We start from the raw sequence: 15,235 nt of genomic DNA, 5'->3' as shown, positions 1-15,235 counted from the left end.
CACGCCGCACGGCGTGTACGTGCACGGGCTCGGGGGTGAGCCGGATGTCCACAGTGGAGTTCGACGGCCCGCCGCGGCAGGTCGAGCCGCTCACCGTCGAGGAATTGCAGGACAGCATCCGGCGGGTGAGCGGCACCGATGTCACGATCACCACGATGTCGTCCGGCACCCGCTGGATCGACACCGCGCGGCAGGCGACCAACGTACCGGACCGGCCGGGTCCTGCTGGCCGGGGACGCGGCCCACGTGTACGCGCCGGTCGGCGGCCAGGGCCTCAACGTCGGTTTCGTCGACGCGGCGAACCTCGGCTGGAAGCTCGCGGCCGTGGTATGAGGCTGGGTCGGCGAGGACATCCTCGACACGTACACCGCCGAACGGCATCCGTTCGCGGCGCGCCTGCTGCAGAACACCCGGGCCCAGATCGCCCTGATGCGCCCCGACCCGCAGACGAGGGCGCTGTGGGAGATGTTCTCCGACCTGATGGACCTCGACGACGACCACCGGTACGTCGCCGGCATGGACGTCCGGTACGACCGGGGCGACGACCACCGGCTCGTCAGCACCCTGTGCCCGGACATGAAGCTGAACCTGGAGCGGCCCGACCCGGACGTCGTCACCGTGGTGACCCGGTCGGCGGACCTGCTGCGTGAGGGTCGTGGGCTCCTGCTGGACCTCGTCGACCGCGCGGAGGTCCGCGACGCTGCGGCCGCGTGGACCGGACGGGTCGACACCGTCACCGCCCGCACGGACCGGGTGGACGTCGACGCCTTGCTGATCCGGCCCGACGGCTGTGTCGCCCGGGCCTTGCCCACCGGGCAGGACCTCGACGCCACCACGCCGGTGCGTGCGCCGGGCACATGGTCCGGCCAACCGGCCTGAGCACCGCATTAACAGTCGTCTCAGGTTCGCTCGCTAAGAAGTAGGCATCCAGATAAGCGATGCAACCCGTATGTAGGAGGCTAGTGATGGCAGTCAACGCAGCGCCGTCAGGGAAAGCGCCGCCCGGGCGGTTGAGGCTCGCGGCGGCCACCATCGCGCTGGCGATGGCGTTCGCTGTCGCCGCCTGCGGGTCGGACGCCGACAACAGTGCGGCGCCCGCCGCGACCGGCTCGCACAGCGCGCACGCAGGCGGGTCATCGGCTTCACCGCAGCCGCTGCGCGCCGGCGAGCGGTTCGTCGACCGGAAGATGGCCAAGGCCTACACGCCCGCGCCGCCGAAGGGCGGCACGGACGAGTACCGGTGCCAGGTGATCGATCCGGGCCTGACCAAGACGACGTTCCTGACCGGGACCCAGTTCACGCCGGAGAACGTCGCCATCGCACACCACGCCATCGTGTACGCGGTGCCGCCGGGCGGCGCTGCCGCGGTGCGCGAGCAGGACGCGAAGACCCCCGGCCTCGGCTGGCAGTGCTTCGGCGGGACCGGCGTGGCCGGCGCCGAGGTGGAAGAGGGGGACGCGTCGTGGGTGGACACCTGGGCGCCGGGCGCCACGGAGACGCTGATCGACCAGGACGCCGGCTACAAACTGGAGCCGGGCAGCCTGCTCGTCCTCCAGATCCACTACAACCTGCTCGCGACCGACGGCAAGTCGACCGGGTCGGACCGCTCGGCGGTGCGGCTGCGGCTGACGGACGGCACGCCGCAGACCCGGGAACTCGAGACGTGGTCGCTCGACGCGCCGACCGACCTGCCTTGCACCGCCGACGAGTCGGGTCCGCTCTGTGACCGGGCGGCCTCGATCGCGGACGTGACGAAGCGGTTCGGGGCGGATGTCGGCGGGATGGCGGATGAACAGGTGGAGGAGTGCAACCAGGGCGGGGCGCCGAAGCCCGGTGACACCCAGTCCTGCGACCACAAGGTGGAGGCGCCGATGACGCTGTTCGCCGGTTTCGGCCACATGCACATGCTCGGGCGGGCCATAAAGGTCGAACTCAACCCGGGCACGCCGAAGGCCAAGGTCGTGCTGGACGTGCCGAAGTTCAACTTCGACAACCAGCGGCTGATGGCGCTGCCGTCGCCGGTGGAGGTCGGCCCGGGGGACACGCTGCGGGTGACGTGTACGCACGACGCGGGGCTGCGCAAACTGCTGCCGCAGCTGAAGAAGCTGCCGCCGCGCTACGTGGTGTGGGGCGACGGCACCAGCGACGAGATGTGCACGGGCATCATGTCGGTCTCCCCCCGCAAGTCCTGACGATGCGTCGAACGTGTGTGAGTTCACTGAGGTCAACAAGCCGAAAAACACCACTGTTTGCGCTCAGGAGGCATTGTCTTGCCAGCTCCAACACGCCGCACGGTTGTCTGCGGCCTGCTAGCCGGTCTGGTCGCACCGGTTTCCCTAGCCGCCTGCTCGTCCGAGACACCCGCCGCCAACCGGCCCGCCGGAGGATCCTCTGGCTCCGGTGGCACGCCGTTGGCCAAGCTGGCCGACGTCCCGGTCGGCAGCGGGGCGATCGTGGATGGACCGTCAGGCAAAGTCCTGATCGTCCGGCCGTCGGAGAACGAGGTCAAAGGGCTCAACCCGCTCTGCCCGCACGCGGGCGTCACCGTTTCCCAACCGGCGGGCGGCACCATCACGTGCCCCGGCCACGGCAGCGTCTTCGACGCCGCGACCGGCGACATGAAGAAAGGGCCGGCGACCACCGGCCTGATCCCGATCCCGGTGAAGATCAGCGGCGACTCAGTCGTGACCGCCTAGAAAGGTGTCGGCGGCCCTGTAGGGTTCCAGAAGTGACGTACAGTATCTGACCAGGCACTTTGCGACTCCCGGGCGATCACGGCAAGCTCGGACCCCATGGCACTGCGCATGCTCTACCTGGTCTTCCTCCGACTCCTCGGACTGCTTCTGCTGCTCTCCCGCTCGCAGCAGACCAAGGACGCCGAGCTGCTCGCGCTGCGCCACGAGAACGCGGTGCTGCGCCGCCAGCTCGGCGTCCGGCCACACCTCACCTGGCCGGACCGCGCAGTGCTCGCCGCCCTCGCCCGGCACCTACCCTCCCGGCTGCGCCGACACCGCCTGTTCACACCCGGCACCCTGCTCACCTGGCACCGGCGACTACTGCGCTGGAAGTGGAAGCAGAAACCCGCCCCGACCGGCCGCCCGCCCGCCGATCTCCGAGGAACTCACCGCCCTGATCCTGCGCCTGGCCCACGAGAACCCGACCTGGGGCTCAACCCGTATCCAGGGCGAGCTGCGGCGCCTGGGCCACCGCGTCGGCGCCTCCACCATCCGACGCATCCTGCGCAGCGCCGGCCTCGGACCCGCACCCCGACGAAGCCGCGGCGCCCCGACCTGGCGCGAGTTCGTACGCGCCCAGGCCTCCGGCCTGTTCGCCGCCGACTTCTTCCACGTGGACACCGCCGCGCTGACCAGGCTGTACGCCTTCGTGGTCATGGAGGTCGGCACCCGCACCGTGCACATCCTCGGCGTCACCGCCCACCCGACCGCAGCCTGGGCCACCCAGCTCTCGAGGAACTTCCTCGCCAACCTCGCAGACCGCGCCGCAGGCTACCTGCTACCTGCTACGCGACCGCGACAGCCGCTACACCCAGGCGTTCGATGCCGTCTTCACCGCCGACGGCATCGAGATCCTGAAGAGCGCGCCACAGACACCGCGGATGAACGCCCACGTGGAGAGGTTCATCCGCAGCGTGCGGGCCGAGTGCACCGACCGGATGCTGATCTACAACGAGCAACACGCACGGCGTGTCCTCGCCGAATACGCCGAGCACTACAACTCCGGAAGGCCGCACCGGGCCCTGCACCTTCGAGCACCAGCCGACGATCCGGACGTCATCCCCTTCCCCGCCCAACACATCCAGCGCCACGACGTCCTCAGCGGACTCATCCACAAGTACCGCGACACAGCCTGACGAAGATCACGACAGTCTGGCGAACGCCCAGCTCAACGCATGTGCGGGACTTTTGGCACCCAACAGGAGTCGGCGCAGCCGGGAGGGTAGGTGCCGGGCGAGGGCGGCGAGCACTGCGCGGTCCGGCCAGGTGAGGTGTGGCCGGACGCCGAGCTGGCGGCGCAGCACCGCGTTCTCGTGGCGCAGCGCGAGCAGCTCGGCGTCCTTGGTCTGCTGCGAGCGGGAGAGCAGCAGAAGCAGTCCGAGGAGTCGGAGGAAGACCAGGTAGAGCATGCGCAGTGCCATGGGGTCCGAGCTTGCCGTGATCGCCCGGGAGTCGCAAAGTGCCTGGTCAGATGTACGTCACTTCTGGAACCCTACAGGGCCGCCGCGTGCCGGTCGGCCCTGGCCACCACTTGGTCCCACAACCACAGCTCGTCGGCGGCCTGGTGCCACAGGTAGCCCTCCCGCGCGGACGTGTCCGACTCCTGGACCGTGGTGAGGGACCGTACGATCTGGGCGCGTTCGGCGGGCGGCTGGCCGAGGCCGCGGTGTAAGGCGACCTGCAGCAGGATCGAGGTGAAGCGGCGGGCGAGGTGCATGGGCCGGGGGCAGCCGTCCTTCGTGGTGCACGTCTTCGCGCGCGGAGCCGCGCACGTGGGGCATGTCCAGTCCAGTGCGTCCCAGTCGGCCGCCACGCATCGGTCCTCTCGTCGGCGATAAGGTCAACCACCCCTGCGATGGGGATGGTTGCAGTCTGACAGCGGGAACTGACACGGGAGCGCGAATATATGCCGCGCTCGGCCATTCGTGACTGGTAGAGGTGGATGACACCGGCGCCTCGTCGGCACGGCCGTCGGGATGCCAGGCGTCCCAGGGCATCGGGGAGTTGGGAAGTAGGCCGCCCCGGAGCGGCCGTCCGGAGCTGGCGGCCCTGGGGCGGCCGCGGTGAGGGACTGGACGGGCTTGCCTGACTCCGCCGTCGGACGGTGCCGACAGATGCCCCTGCGGGATGGGCGAACCCTGCACATCGTTCAGGCTTGAATGACCGAGCGGCGTACGTGTTGCGAGCCGTGTCGGTGTCAACACCCCGCGCAGTGGCCAGACTCGGGCCATGGAGTGGATGACCTTGGTCAGCGCCGGTGTGGGTGCCGTCATCGCCACCGCGTCCGCGGCCGTTCTGGAGCGTGGCCGCTGGCGCCGTGAAAGCCGGGAGCGCGAGACAGCCGTACGGAGAGTTCTCTACGGGGACTATCTGGCGTGTATATCCGAGGCACGCAACGGATTCCGCAGCCTGGCCCTGCCCTTGCCGGAAACCTCATCCGGTCTGGTCACGGAGCATGCTGGTACTCGTGAAGGAGGCCGCCGAGTCGGTCGGTTCGATGTATGTCGAGGCGGGCGATTTCGTCCGGATCGGTGATCGGTTCGGGGAGCGGGTGCAGCGGGCGGGCGTTCGCGATGCCCTGGTGCGGCCGGTGCGCGTTGTAGAACTGCTCGAACTCCCGCAGTGCGTGGAGGAGATGCCGCTGGTTCCAGATCAGGGTGCGGTCCAGCAGCTCACGGCGGCAGGTCTGCACCCATCTCGCCATGATGGAGTTCATGCGGGGGATCCGGATGCCGCTGAGCACGACCTCGATCCCCGCGTCGGCGAGGATCGTGTCGAACAGTTCGGGGAACTTCCCGTCCCGGTCCCGGATCAGGTAGCGGGCCTGGCAGCCGGCGTCCTGGAGGTCCATGACGAGATTCCTCGCCGCCTGCACGACCCAGGAGGTGGTCGGGTGCGCGCTCACACCCAGGATCCGGATGCGCCGGCCGGTGTGCTCGATGAGCGCGAACACGTGCAGCCGCGCCCCGGACAGGGTGACGGTTTCGAAGAAGTCGCACGCGAGGAGCGCGTCCGCCTGGGAGCGCAGGAAGTCCGCCCAGGTACTGGACGTCCGCTCGGGTGCCGGCGGGATCCCGGCGTCCTTGAGGATCTCCCAGACCGTGGACGCCGCCACTTTCACGCCGAGGACGAGCAGTTCACCGTGCAGGCACCGGTAGCCCCAGCCGGGATTCTCCCGCGCCAGACGCAGCACGAGCACGCGGACGGAGCGCACCGTGCGCGGCCGCCCCGGGCGCTTGGGGTGGGAACGGGCCGCGTGGCGGCGCGAGACCAGGTCGCGGTGCCAACGCAGCACCGTGTCGGGCCGCACCAGCAGCCGCATCCGACGCAGCACCTCGGGCGGCAGACCCTGGAGCAGCGCCGCCAGGAACGCCCGGTCGCCCGCATCGAACCGCACCCGCTGCCCGTTCAGCTGCCGCTCCAGCACCGCGATCTGATGGCGCAGAGCCAGGACCTCCACGTCCATGTCCCGATCGCTCATCGGCAGCAGCCGCAGCATCGCGAAGGCGCTCGCCATGCCCAGGTACACCAGTCGCAGCAGCATGGTCGGTCATCATGCCTGGGTGATCGCCAGTCGTGCCAGAGTGGTCGACGTCGGCGACGCGGCCGACATCCCACGAACCGTCGCGCACTGGCTCCAACCAGCGCGGATGACGCTATCGGCAGCGTCAGGGACAAAGCCCGTGGATTGCGCCGAGGCTTCGATCGCGCCCGTCGCCCCCACGCGTCAGGCCAGGCCGAACCGCTCGGCGTGCACCTGCCGTTGGGGAACCTGCAGCCTGCGCAGGGCGCTGAGCACGGTCGAGGTCATCCCGGGCGGACCACAGACGTAGACGTCGCGTTCGGTTATGTCGGGAACCAGGGCGACGAGGCTGTCGGGCTCGAACGGCGGGCTCGTCTCCCCTGTGCGGCCGGTGAGCAGGTGCAGCCGCCCGCCGCGGTCCGCGAGCAGGGCTCGTACCTCGTCGACCAGCACGGCGTCATCCTCGCTGCGCACCCGGTAGAGCACGACGACGTCTCCGGCCGGTTCCTCCTCCAGCAGGGCTCGAACCGGCGTGATCCCCACTCCTCCGGCGATCAGCAGTGCGCCGGGCCGCGTTCGATGCAACGCGGTGAACGCCCCGTACGGCCCCTCGACGAACGCGCGGCTCCCGACCCGGACGTTCCGCAGGCCTGCGCTGGCGCCGCCGACCGCCTTGGCGGTCAGGCGCAACGTGCGGCCGTCGGGTGCAGCCGACAGCGAGAACGGATTGGCCAGCCACCAGTGGTTGTGCCCGGGGAACCGCCAGATGCAGAACTGGCCGGCCCGGGCCGGCAGCCTGTCGAGGTGACGGCCGGTGACGTGCACCGACACGACGTCGTCCGACTCCGGCACCACCTCCGCGACCTCGAACCGGTGATAGGCGTTGCGCCACACAGGCATGACGATCCGGCCCGTGACCAGGGCACCGAACGCGAACAGCCACATGGCCCACCAGTAGATCATCGCGGGCGCGGAGGAGCTGAAGGTCGTGGTCTCCTGCAACTGGTGGACGAATGCCAGCCCCAACGCCACGTACAGCAGCAGATGCAGGCCGTGCCAGGTCTCATACCGAAGCCGCCGTCTGACATTCCGGGCGGACACCGCGGCGACCACGACGATGATCGCCGCGGCCCCCATCCCCAGCAGCGAAGCGGTCACTCCGGCCAGTGCGAAGAACGTCTTCGTCATAGACGCGTCATCGAGCCGCGCGTAGCCCAGCACCACCAGCACAGCGTGGGTGAGGAGGGTCCACAGCAGGGTGAAGCCGACCCACCTGTGCCACACCGTCAACCGGTCCATGCCGATACGGCGGTCGAGCCACGGCAGCCGGGCCACCAGCAGCAGTTGGAACAACATCAGTACGGCGGCGTGCAGGCCGAAGAACTTGGCGACCGTGAGCACCCCGTTCTTGCCGGTCCCTGCGGTGAGGAACAAGGCCTCGACGATCACCAAGTTGACGATGACAAACGTCCACAGCGCCCAGCGCGCCGCAACGACTGGAGGTACGGTGCCTGGCCGCACCTGTGTATTCGTCGCCTCCACCGCGTCCCCTTACCTATGTCCATGTGACGCGTTCGCGCCCGCCACCCGCGAGGGCGCGAGGACTCGAACGTCCTGATCCGATACGGCCCCGGCCGGGGCAGGAAATGGGAACTTGACGTAACCAGGGCCCTATTGGGCCTCGGCCGTTCTTGTTCCGCAATCGGCACGCTGGTCGAGCGGACCATACCGTGCCTTACAGGCTTGTACTGCGAACATCTGGCATCTGATAACTCCGGACCCGGCCGCTGTCGCCGCGTACGCTGAGTGATTAAGGTGTTAACCACAAGCCGTCATGGGGCTGTTGGGAACAACAGGCACTGTTGGGGAACACATGAGAAGCTCGCATGTCTGGCAACGCCCCACACTCGGTGCCGTGGCCGCACGGGCGGGGGTTTCCACGGCCACGGTGTCGAACGCCCTCAACGGCACCGGCCGGCTGTCCGAGCCGACCAGGCAGCGCATGCTCTCCGCGACACGCGAACTCGGTTACGCCGTTGCCGGGACCGTAGTCAGGTCTCAGCATTCCGGATGTTTCCGCCCGGAAGGTCCGTCTCGTCACCAGAGCGTGAGGGCTTCGGCTTGAGTACGGTCTCTCGCTTCCGTCTGCCGCTGGTGCGGCAGGGTTGCGCCACCTGCCCGCGACGCCTCCGCCTTGCGGCGGGGGCGGGTGGTGCGGGTCTTCTGGTCGGCTCCACGAGGCTTCGACACCGCTTGGGCGTCCTGGTCTCCGGCCACTCCGGTACCAGTTGTTGCGGCTGCCGCGAGCGCGGCGAGGTTGAGTGCGGCGTTGTCGTCCCGGTCGATGACCAGACCGCAGGCGTCGCACTGGTAGGTCCTCACGTGCAGCGGCAGTTTGGCTTTCACCGCGCCGCACCCGGAACAGGTCTTCGAGGAGGGGTACCAGCGGTCCGCCGCGATAGTGCGGGTGGCGTGGCGCTGGCGGGTCTTGTAGGTGAGCTGGCGGCGGATCTCCCCGAACCCGGCGTCGGCGATCCTTCGCGCGAGACGCCGGTTGCGGAGCATCCCGGCGACGTTGAGGTCTTCGACCACGACCGTGCCGTACTCGGCCGCCACGGCGGTGGTGAGCTTGTGCAGGGCGTCCGCGCGGAGGTTGGCCACCCGGTGATGCACCTTGTTGCGGGCGGCGTTGGCCTTCTCCCGCCGCTTCGACGGCTTCTGCCCGGTCCGCCGGTCGGGGCCCTGCCGTCGGGAGACGACGCGGGAGGCGCGGCGCAGCTGCTTGCGTGCTCGGTCGTAGTGCCCGGGATTCGCGATGGTGCGGATCTCGCCGGTGCTGTCGGCCATGACCGCGAGGGTCTTCACCCCCAGGTCGATCCCGACCGCCACGTCCGGCCGCGCCACGCGTTCGAGGTCCCGCTTGACCTCGGCCTGGAACGAGACGAACCAGCGTCCGCGCTCGTGCCGCACGGTCGCGGACAGGATCCGGGCCGTCCCGGCCTGGACGCGGGCGAGGAGCTTCACCGTGGGCTCGTGGGTGCGGATTGTGCCCAGCCGGGGCAGGGTGACGTGACGGCCGTCAGCGTCCACGCGGATCACGCCGGTGGTGAACCGGCAGGCAAGGCGCGCCTTGCGCTTCGACTTGAACCGCGGCGCACCCATCCGCTTGCCGCACCGCTTGCCGTTCTTGGACTTCGCGTAGTTGTCGAACGCGGCCGACGCGTTCGCCAGGCCGGTGGAGTACGCCTCCTTGGAGTTCTCCTCCCACCAGGCGGCGAACCTCGGATCGGTGTGCTTGGCCTCGTTGAACGCCTTCCGCAGCGCGGGCAGCGACCACGGCCGCCACTGCGTCAGCCCGGCCTCGCCGATGCCGTAGGACTCCTCTGCGCGGCGCTGCCACCAGGAGGCGGTCACCGAGCCGACGGCCCAGTTGTAGGCGGCACGCGCCGCGCCGCAGTGCGAGCGCAGGGCATGCTCCTGGGTGACGTTCGGGTCCAGTGCGAAGCGGTACGCCTGCACCACGAACCCGGGCTGCGGCTGGAACTTCTTCACTCGGCGGCCTCGCCGGTCGCCACGGCCACCGCGCGGGCGGCCCGGTTCTTCGCTGCCCGCCGCCCGTACAGGCGGGCGCACATGGAGGTGAGCACCTCGGTGATGTCGCGTACCAGGTCATCGGCGGTCTCGGTGGGGTCGAGGACGACCAGGCGCCGCCCGGACGCCGACAGCGCGGCCTCCAGGTGCTCGACGCCGAACCGGGCCAGCCGGTCACGGTGCTCGACCACGATCACCGCCGCCTGCGGGTCGGACAGCAGCCGGTGCAGCTTGCGGCGCCGCCCGTCCAACCCGGATCCCACCTCGGTGACGACCTCAGCGACGGCCAGGCCCAGCCCGTTCGCGCCGGACACCACCCGGGCGGCCTGCCGCTCAAGATCGGCTTTCTGGTCAACGGACGACACGCGGCAGTACGCCACCACACGCCCGGACGGCCGGACGGCGACCTCGTCGACCAACCACGTCCCGGACGGCGCCTGGCGAACGGGGACGGGCATCTTCCCGTCCTTCACCCACCGCCAGGCGGTCTGGTAGCTCACGCCCTGCTGACGGGCCCACTCCGAAAGCTTCACGAGACCAAGTTACCTGAGACACACGGCTAAGGATGACTATGAATGACTAGAAAATCTGTAGCAGCTTTCACCCCCCGCCAGCACGGCCCGTGCCCTGGCTCGCGGCGGCACCGGAGTGCTCGGTCTGACCATGACGGCATACGGCGACCTTCCCGTCCCGTACACCGAGATCCCGTACTACGCACAGCTGGCGCTGGGCGCCATCTCCGCAGCGCATGAGCGCGGTTACCTGCTCATGGTGATGCCGAGTTTGTTGTCACCGTGGATGTGGCTCAACACACCGATGGACGGCGTCATCCACGTCGATCCGCGCGCCGACGACCCGGTGCGTTCCCTCCTGCGGGAGCGTGGCGTCCCCATGGTCTGCGACGGCCGGCCGCCCCAGCCGCACTGGGGCGACGTGTGGGTAGACATCGACTACGACGCGGGCCTGCGTCTCCTGCTCGACCACCTCACGGAGGCCGGCGCCCGGCGGATCGCGCTCTCCCAGCCGCTGCACGACAACGAGTACCCGCACCTGATCGGACGCGCCTACGCCTCCTGGTGCGCCGAGCACGACTTGCCCACACTCGTCGAGGAGTACGCCTCGCTGCCCGACTACTTCACTGCTGAACGGGACGCGGTCAGCCGGCTACTCAACCGCGATCCACGACCGGACGCCGTCATCGGCATCTACTCCGACTCCGGTCACAACATCCTCGCCGCCGCCCGGCACCACGGGCTTCGAGTGCCGCAGGATCTACTGGTGGCGTGCATCAGTGAGGATCCGGATTACGCGGCGACCACCCCGCCCGTCACCACGCTCAGCCTCCGCCCGGACCGGGTGAGCGACGAAGCGGTCGACCTGCTGATCGCTCTCATCAACGCCCGCACCTGTGTGGACCGGCATCGGCTCGTGCAGCCGGTCCTGGCCCCTCGCCGGTCCACACGAGGCCCCGTACGGCGAGGGAACGGCACACTCTGACCGCACGGGGCCACGGACCGCATCGCCGGCGTGGGGTCAGTTCGTCACGCGGAAGGTGGCGTCGCCGCGCCCTGTCGCCGTGGTGATCGGGTCGAGACGGAGCTGGTACCCGTAGTGGCGCATGTACCGGTCGGGGTGGTTGTACGACTGGAACGACGACCAGCTTGCGTCGGCGAGCCCGGCGACCTTGCGGAAGGTGGCGTCCGCGGCGAACTGGGTGGTGCCGTCGTTGTAGGCGAGCTGGAAGTCGTATCCGGCGTGCCGCAGGAAGTAGCCGGGAAAGTTCACCGACTCGAAGGAGACGGTACCGGAGCCCGCCAGACCGGTTCTCAGCCGGAACTGGGAGTCGGCGGCGGGGCTGACGTTGGGGTCGATGCGCACGTCCATGTTGGCGTGCCGGACGTACCGGTCCTGGAAGTTGTACGACTGGAGCCGGTTGACCGTGGTGTTGGGCCAGCGGGCCTGTACGCGGCTCTCCTCGGCGGCCGTCAGGTTCAGGATCGAGCCGTGGCGCTTCTTGGTGCCGCCCAGGTTGTAGCTGCCCGACGCCGGGAGCTTGTAGGTGCCGGAGGCGGACGGGTTGGTCGTCGTGACCGGCATGTAACCGCGTCCCGAGGCGTACTGGTCGAGGTAGAGGGTCCACTCGTTGCGGTCTCTGAACTTCATCCACATCGGACCCTCGACCTGGGAGCCGGTCAGGCCGATGCCGGAGAGGTTGCCGAGGTTGGTCCAAGTGCCGAGGATCGAGTTGCTGCCTTCGAGGGTGATCTGGCCGTCACCGGAGGCCCGTACGTAGCGGTAGTCGCCGACGCCACTCGGCATCTCGACGATCTGGGTGTCGATGATTTCCTGGGTGCCGGGGCGCTCGATGTAGACCTGCGGGGTGGTGATGGAGCGGAAGTCGCTGGTGCGGGCGTAGTAAATGCGGTGCTTCGTTGCGCCGTTGAGGGGCTTGTTCGTCGCCCAGTACAGGATGTAGTCGTTGGTGGCCGGGTTCCAGATCGCCTCCGGCGCCCACGCGTTGCGCCCGTCGGGAATCGCTCCGGCGACGTTGAGCAGCCGCGGCTGCGACCAGTTGACCAGGTCCGTCGACTCCCACACCACGAGGTTGCGGCTGCCGTCGTTGATGGACTGACTCCACGTCTGCCCGCAGTCGATGCACAGATCGGTCGCGATGATCCAGTACTTGCTGCCGTCGGGAGAGCGGACCAGTGCGGGGTCGCGCACTCCACGCGTGCCCACCGTGGAACGCAGGGCCATCCCGCCGCCGTTGAGGTCACTCCAGTGCAGGCCGTCCGCGCTGTGCGAGAAGTAGATCTGCTGACCGGTCGCCCCTTCCCCGATGAAGTGCGCCATCAGATAGCCCGGATCGGCGGCGGCAGCCCGCTGCGGTGTGGTCAGGGCTTGGCCTGTGAAGAGCAGGCACACGGCGAGCAATATCGCCGACAGCCGGGCGCGGAGCGCGGACATGTCCATCTCCTATCGTTCTGCGAATGCCACCATCGGGCGAAAAGGGGCGAAGCAGGGTCAACCGGGGGGCTCAGTCCCAGCGTTGGCGGGACAGGGTCGACTACCGCACGACGCGGAAGCGGGGTCGGATCCGCGCAACGGCATGTCTCTCGCCGGCACGGTTGGTCAATCCAAGAGCGGGTGAGGGCGGAAGTTGTCCGGTGGATCGAACGACGTTCGCGATGTCGGGCAGACGTTAAATGTGAGCAGCGGGATGCGTCAATACCTTCGACATCCGTAGTCCGTGGGACCTGAAAAGACTGGTCACGGGCGGCTGCGGGTGCGGGGTGACAAGGCGTACACCACCGGGGTGAACTCCTCTGCCCTACGCGGACGTTGGACCCGGGAACGCTGAAATCCGCCGGACCTCCGAAGAGGTCCGGCGGTCAGTCCTTCCGGCCGGGCTACTGCCCGTCGGCGGCGACGTCCCAGTGCTCGATGATCTTTCCGTCGACCACCCGGAAGAGGTCCACGACGACGTAGTCGGAGCTGAAGACCCACACCAGGTCCCCGTCGGCGAGGGTGTTGCCGAACCCGGTCCCGCCGCCTCCGGTACTGCTGGGTGAGGGGGCGCCCTGCGTGTTCTGCTCGAAGAACTGCTTCAGCGGACCCGTTCCGTTCGCGGCCGCCGGGTTGTGCTGGTAGTACCGCGGATCCCAGCTCTTGTCGATCACGGTCGCGTCACCGTCGGAGAGCTTGCGGTACGCGTCGACCGCGAACTTCCGGTTCTTCTCCTCCTGCTCCTCGGACAGGGTCGGTGCCCCGTTCGGGTACCGGTACACGTCGCTGAACAGCGAGTTCCCGTTGGCCGTCTTCTTCGGCACGGTCTGCGTGATGCCCCAGTGCTCGACCAGCTTGCCGTTGTCGACCCGGAACAGGTCGGCCTTGGCCTGGCCGGTCGCCTCGTTCTTCGGGGTGGCCGACGCGTGCCAGTGCACGGCCACCAGGTCACCGTCGGCGGCCACGTGCTTGACGGTCGCCACCGCGCCGGGAATCTTCGCCTTGACGTCCTTGAACTGCTTGACCTGCCCGTCGGCCCCGCCGGGCACCCCCTTGTCGTGCTGCACGTAGTCGGTCGCGACGAGCTCCTTCACCACGTCGGTCTTGTCCTTGTTGAACGCCTCCGAGTACAGGCGCAGAACAAGCGCCTTGTTCTTCTCCTCTGAGGCCGACGACGAGCGGGCAGCGGCGGACGTCGACGACGGGGCGGCCGGGTCGGTGTTGGTGTTGGACGTGCTGCTGCAAGCGGTCGCGAGGCAGGCCACGGCAGCGAGCAAGGGCAGAGTCTTGCGGCATCTCACTTGGGTCTCCTGTGTACGGTCGGTCCGGTCCTACTTGGGGGAGCTCCACCAGGCCGTGCCGGCCGCGCGGATCGTGTTGGTGCCGCAGTGCACCTCGCCAGCGGAGACGTGGTGGGTACGCCAGTCGTCCAGGTAGCGCACCCGCATGCCGACCTTGGCGTACGCCCGGGTCACCGCCTCGGCGAGGATGTCCTTGCCGCCCACGACCGGGCCCCACTGCCTGGGGGCGGCATACGTGGTGGGGCTCAGCACAACGCCATTGACGGCACCGGGATAGTAGGCGACGACCGGACGGTCCTGCGTTCCGGGGGAGCCACCGAAGCCACCCTCGAACATCGCCGGGATCTTCACGACCTCGCCGTCCATGACGCCGGTCTCCCGCTTCAGCAGCGCCAGGTTCTCCTTGATCTTCCGGGCCGCGAAGGCGTTGTCCTTCAGCAACTGCCGGTCGGACAAGGCCTGGTCGATCGTGGGAATACGGCCCTGGCCGTAGGAGCGCGGAATGGAGAACACCTTGGCGTGGCCGTGCCCGTCCCGCTGCGCCTTGCGCAGCAGGGCCAGCGCACCCTCCGGGTCGGCGATGCCGATCTTCCAGCCGCGCGGGGTGTCCGCGGGCAGGAACTGCACGAACTCATCCACATGGCCGACGCCGAGCCATCCCGTGTCGAGCACCAGCGGGTCCTGCGCCTGCTGGGCCCTGAGGAAGGCCGTGTGCGCGGGCAGCCGGGTGCCGTGCCGGCCGGTGATGATCCGGCCCGCCGGGTAGGACCTGCCGTTGTAGGTGTACGGCGGAATGGTCTCCAGGTTGCCCGTGGAGTTGATCTGGTCGGCCTGGTCGTTGAACGAACCCTTGTTGATCTGTACGGCGCCGACACCGGGCCCGCGCATCTCGAAGACCTGCTTGCCCGCGTCGCGGTCCATCTGCGCCGAGCGGATCATCATCCGCAGGACGCGCGGCTTGCCGCCCGGGCCGGGCATACTGACATAACCGGGCTCGATGAAGTCCTACGCCCAGATGTCCGAGCCGTCCTTGAACATGTACGTCGGCTTGGCGATACCGGCCCTGAAGTTCCCCCCGC

At 68.9% G+C, this 15,235-nt stretch carries 16 protein-coding genes and 1 pseudogene; 8 read left to right on the top strand and 9 right to left on the bottom strand.

The genetic code is table 11. The annotated features are described in order from the left end of the window. Nucleotides 1–138 precede the first annotated feature (138 nt). From QF035_RS53000 to QF035_RS52975, 6 genes and pseudogenes are all read left to right on the top strand, one after another. On the top strand, nucleotides 139–333 hold the full coding sequence (locus tag QF035_RS53000) for an FAD-dependent monooxygenase (protein WP_307530186.1): 195 nt from the start codon (nucleotides 139–141) through the stop codon (nucleotides 331–333). 96 nt (nucleotides 334–429) lie between these two features. Next, nucleotides 430–879 (top strand): aromatic-ring hydroxylase C-terminal domain-containing protein, encoded by a 450-nt coding sequence (locus tag QF035_RS52995; protein ID WP_307530184.1) that lies wholly within the window; start codon nucleotides 430–432, stop codon nucleotides 877–879. Nucleotides 880–965: 86 nt separating this feature from the next. Then, nucleotides 966–2,192: a monooxygenase gene (locus tag QF035_RS52990; protein WP_307530182.1), complete on the top strand. Its 1,227-nt coding sequence runs from the start codon at nucleotides 966–968 to the stop codon at nucleotides 2,190–2,192. 219 nt (nucleotides 2,193–2,411) lie between these two features. Beyond that, entirely contained in the window at nucleotides 2,412–2,696 is a 285-nt protein-coding gene (locus QF035_RS52985; protein ID WP_307530181.1) for a Rieske (2Fe-2S) protein, read from the top strand. 46 nt (nucleotides 2,697–2,742) lie between these two features. Beyond that, nucleotides 2,743–3,213, top strand: a pseudogene (locus QF035_RS52980) (hypothetical protein); the annotation flags it as partial. 403 nt (nucleotides 3,214–3,616) lie between these two features. Beyond that, entirely contained in the window at nucleotides 3,617–3,871 is a 255-nt protein-coding gene (locus QF035_RS52975; protein WP_307530179.1) for an integrase core domain-containing protein, read from the top strand. 6 nt (nucleotides 3,872–3,877) lie between these two features. Here QF035_RS52975 and QF035_RS52970 read toward each other — a convergent pair whose 3' ends face one another. The 4 genes from QF035_RS52970 to QF035_RS52955 form a co-directional block, all read right to left on the bottom strand. Beyond that, a complete protein-coding gene (locus QF035_RS52970) occupies nucleotides 3,878–4,156 on the bottom strand; it encodes an integrase (RefSeq protein ID WP_307530177.1) in 279 nt (92 codons plus the stop codon). 71 nt (nucleotides 4,157–4,227) lie between these two features. Beyond that, complete coding sequence (locus QF035_RS52965; protein ID WP_307530175.1) at nucleotides 4,228–4,548, bottom strand: hypothetical protein; 321 nt, start codon at nucleotides 4,546–4,548, stop codon at nucleotides 4,228–4,230. 633 nt (nucleotides 4,549–5,181) lie between these two features. Then, nucleotides 5,182–6,279: an integrase core domain-containing protein gene (locus tag QF035_RS52960; protein ID WP_307530173.1), complete on the bottom strand. Its 1,098-nt coding sequence runs from the start codon at nucleotides 6,277–6,279 to the stop codon at nucleotides 5,182–5,184. A gap of 183 nt (nucleotides 6,280–6,462) precedes the next feature. Continuing rightward, nucleotides 6,463–7,779, bottom strand: a complete 1,317-nt coding sequence (locus QF035_RS52955) for a ferredoxin reductase family protein (protein ID WP_307532004.1) — start codon at nucleotides 7,777–7,779, stop codon at nucleotides 6,463–6,465. A gap of 313 nt (nucleotides 7,780–8,092) precedes the next feature. On the opposite strand from QF035_RS52955, the gene QF035_RS56115 reads away from it, so the two are divergent. Continuing rightward, complete coding sequence (locus tag QF035_RS56115) at nucleotides 8,093–8,383, top strand: LacI family DNA-binding transcriptional regulator (protein WP_373466897.1); 291 nt, start codon at nucleotides 8,093–8,095, stop codon at nucleotides 8,381–8,383. On the opposite strand, the gene tnpB is transcribed toward QF035_RS56115, so the two are convergent. Continuing rightward, nucleotides 8,356–9,810 (bottom strand): IS607 family element RNA-guided endonuclease TnpB, encoded by a 1,455-nt coding sequence (tnpB, locus tag QF035_RS52945; protein WP_307530171.1) that lies wholly within the window; start codon nucleotides 9,808–9,810, stop codon nucleotides 8,356–8,358. The two genes, QF035_RS56115 and tnpB, sit on opposite strands and share 28 nt — an antisense overlap. Continuing rightward, nucleotides 9,807–10,382: an IS607 family transposase gene (locus QF035_RS52940; protein ID WP_307530169.1), complete on the bottom strand. Its 576-nt coding sequence runs from the start codon at nucleotides 10,380–10,382 to the stop codon at nucleotides 9,807–9,809. The genes tnpB and QF035_RS52940 overlap by 4 nt, the downstream gene beginning before the upstream one ends. Nucleotides 10,383–10,512: 130 nt before the next feature. Between QF035_RS52940 and QF035_RS52935 the strand changes: the two genes are divergently transcribed. Further along, entirely contained in the window at nucleotides 10,513–11,346 is an 834-nt protein-coding gene (locus QF035_RS52935) for a LacI family DNA-binding transcriptional regulator (protein ID WP_307530167.1), read from the top strand. Between the two features lie 36 nt (nucleotides 11,347–11,382). On the opposite strand, the gene QF035_RS52930 is transcribed toward QF035_RS52935, so the two are convergent. The 3 genes from QF035_RS52930 to QF035_RS52920 form a co-directional block, all read right to left on the bottom strand. Further along, entirely contained in the window at nucleotides 11,383–12,816 is a 1,434-nt protein-coding gene (locus QF035_RS52930; protein WP_307530165.1) for a glycoside hydrolase family 43 protein, read from the bottom strand. 443 nt (nucleotides 12,817–13,259) lie between these two features. Further along, nucleotides 13,260–14,156 carry a nuclear transport factor 2 family protein gene (locus QF035_RS52925; RefSeq protein ID WP_307530163.1) on the bottom strand — a complete coding sequence of 299 codons (897 nt, stop codon included), beginning with the start codon at nucleotides 14,154–14,156 and terminating at the stop codon, nucleotides 13,260–13,262. A 30-nt stretch (nucleotides 14,157–14,186) separates the two neighbouring features. After that, nucleotides 14,187–15,155 (bottom strand): protein-arginine deiminase family protein, encoded by a 969-nt coding sequence (locus QF035_RS52920; RefSeq protein ID WP_307532002.1) that lies wholly within the window; start codon nucleotides 15,153–15,155, stop codon nucleotides 14,187–14,189. Between the last annotated feature and the right edge of the window lie 80 nt (nucleotides 15,156–15,235).

The organism is Streptomyces umbrinus, from assembly GCF_030817415.1.
In the GTDB taxonomy this organism is placed as follows: Bacteria; Actinomycetota; Actinomycetes; order Streptomycetales; family Streptomycetaceae; genus Streptomyces; species Streptomyces umbrinus_A.
The sequence above is the reverse complement of the archived record's forward strand: the minus strand, read 5'-3'. Positions and strand labels throughout refer to the sequence as shown.

Excerpts from the sequence above, each read along its gene's own strand:
- QF035_RS53000 (WP_307530186.1), top strand. The coding sequence starts at position 139 with ATGTCACGATCACCACGATGTCGTCCGGCACCCGCTGGATCGACACCG.
- QF035_RS52995 (WP_307530184.1), top strand. The coding sequence starts at position 430 with ATGCGCCCCGACCCGCAGACGAGGGCGCTGTGGGAGATGTTCTCCGAC.
- QF035_RS52990 (WP_307530182.1), top strand. The coding sequence starts at position 966 with ATGGCAGTCAACGCAGCGCCGTCAGGGAAAGCGCCGCCCGGGCGGTTG.
- QF035_RS52975 (WP_307530179.1), top strand. The coding sequence starts at position 3,617 with ATGAACGCCCACGTGGAGAGGTTCATCCGCAGCGTGCGGGCCGAGTGC.
- QF035_RS52970 (WP_307530177.1), bottom strand. The coding sequence starts at position 4,156 with ATGGCACTGCGCATGCTCTACCTGGTCTTCCTCCGACTCCTCGGACTG.
- QF035_RS52960 (WP_307530173.1), bottom strand. The coding sequence starts at position 6,279 with ATGCTGCTGCGACTGGTGTACCTGGGCATGGCGAGCGCCTTCGCGATG.
- QF035_RS56115 (WP_373466897.1), top strand. The coding sequence starts at position 8,093 with ATGGGGCTGTTGGGAACAACAGGCACTGTTGGGGAACACATGAGAAGC.
- QF035_RS52935 (WP_307530167.1), top strand. The coding sequence starts at position 10,513 with ATGACGGCATACGGCGACCTTCCCGTCCCGTACACCGAGATCCCGTAC.
- QF035_RS52930 (WP_307530165.1), bottom strand. The coding sequence starts at position 12,816 with ATGTCCGCGCTCCGCGCCCGGCTGTCGGCGATATTGCTCGCCGTGTGC.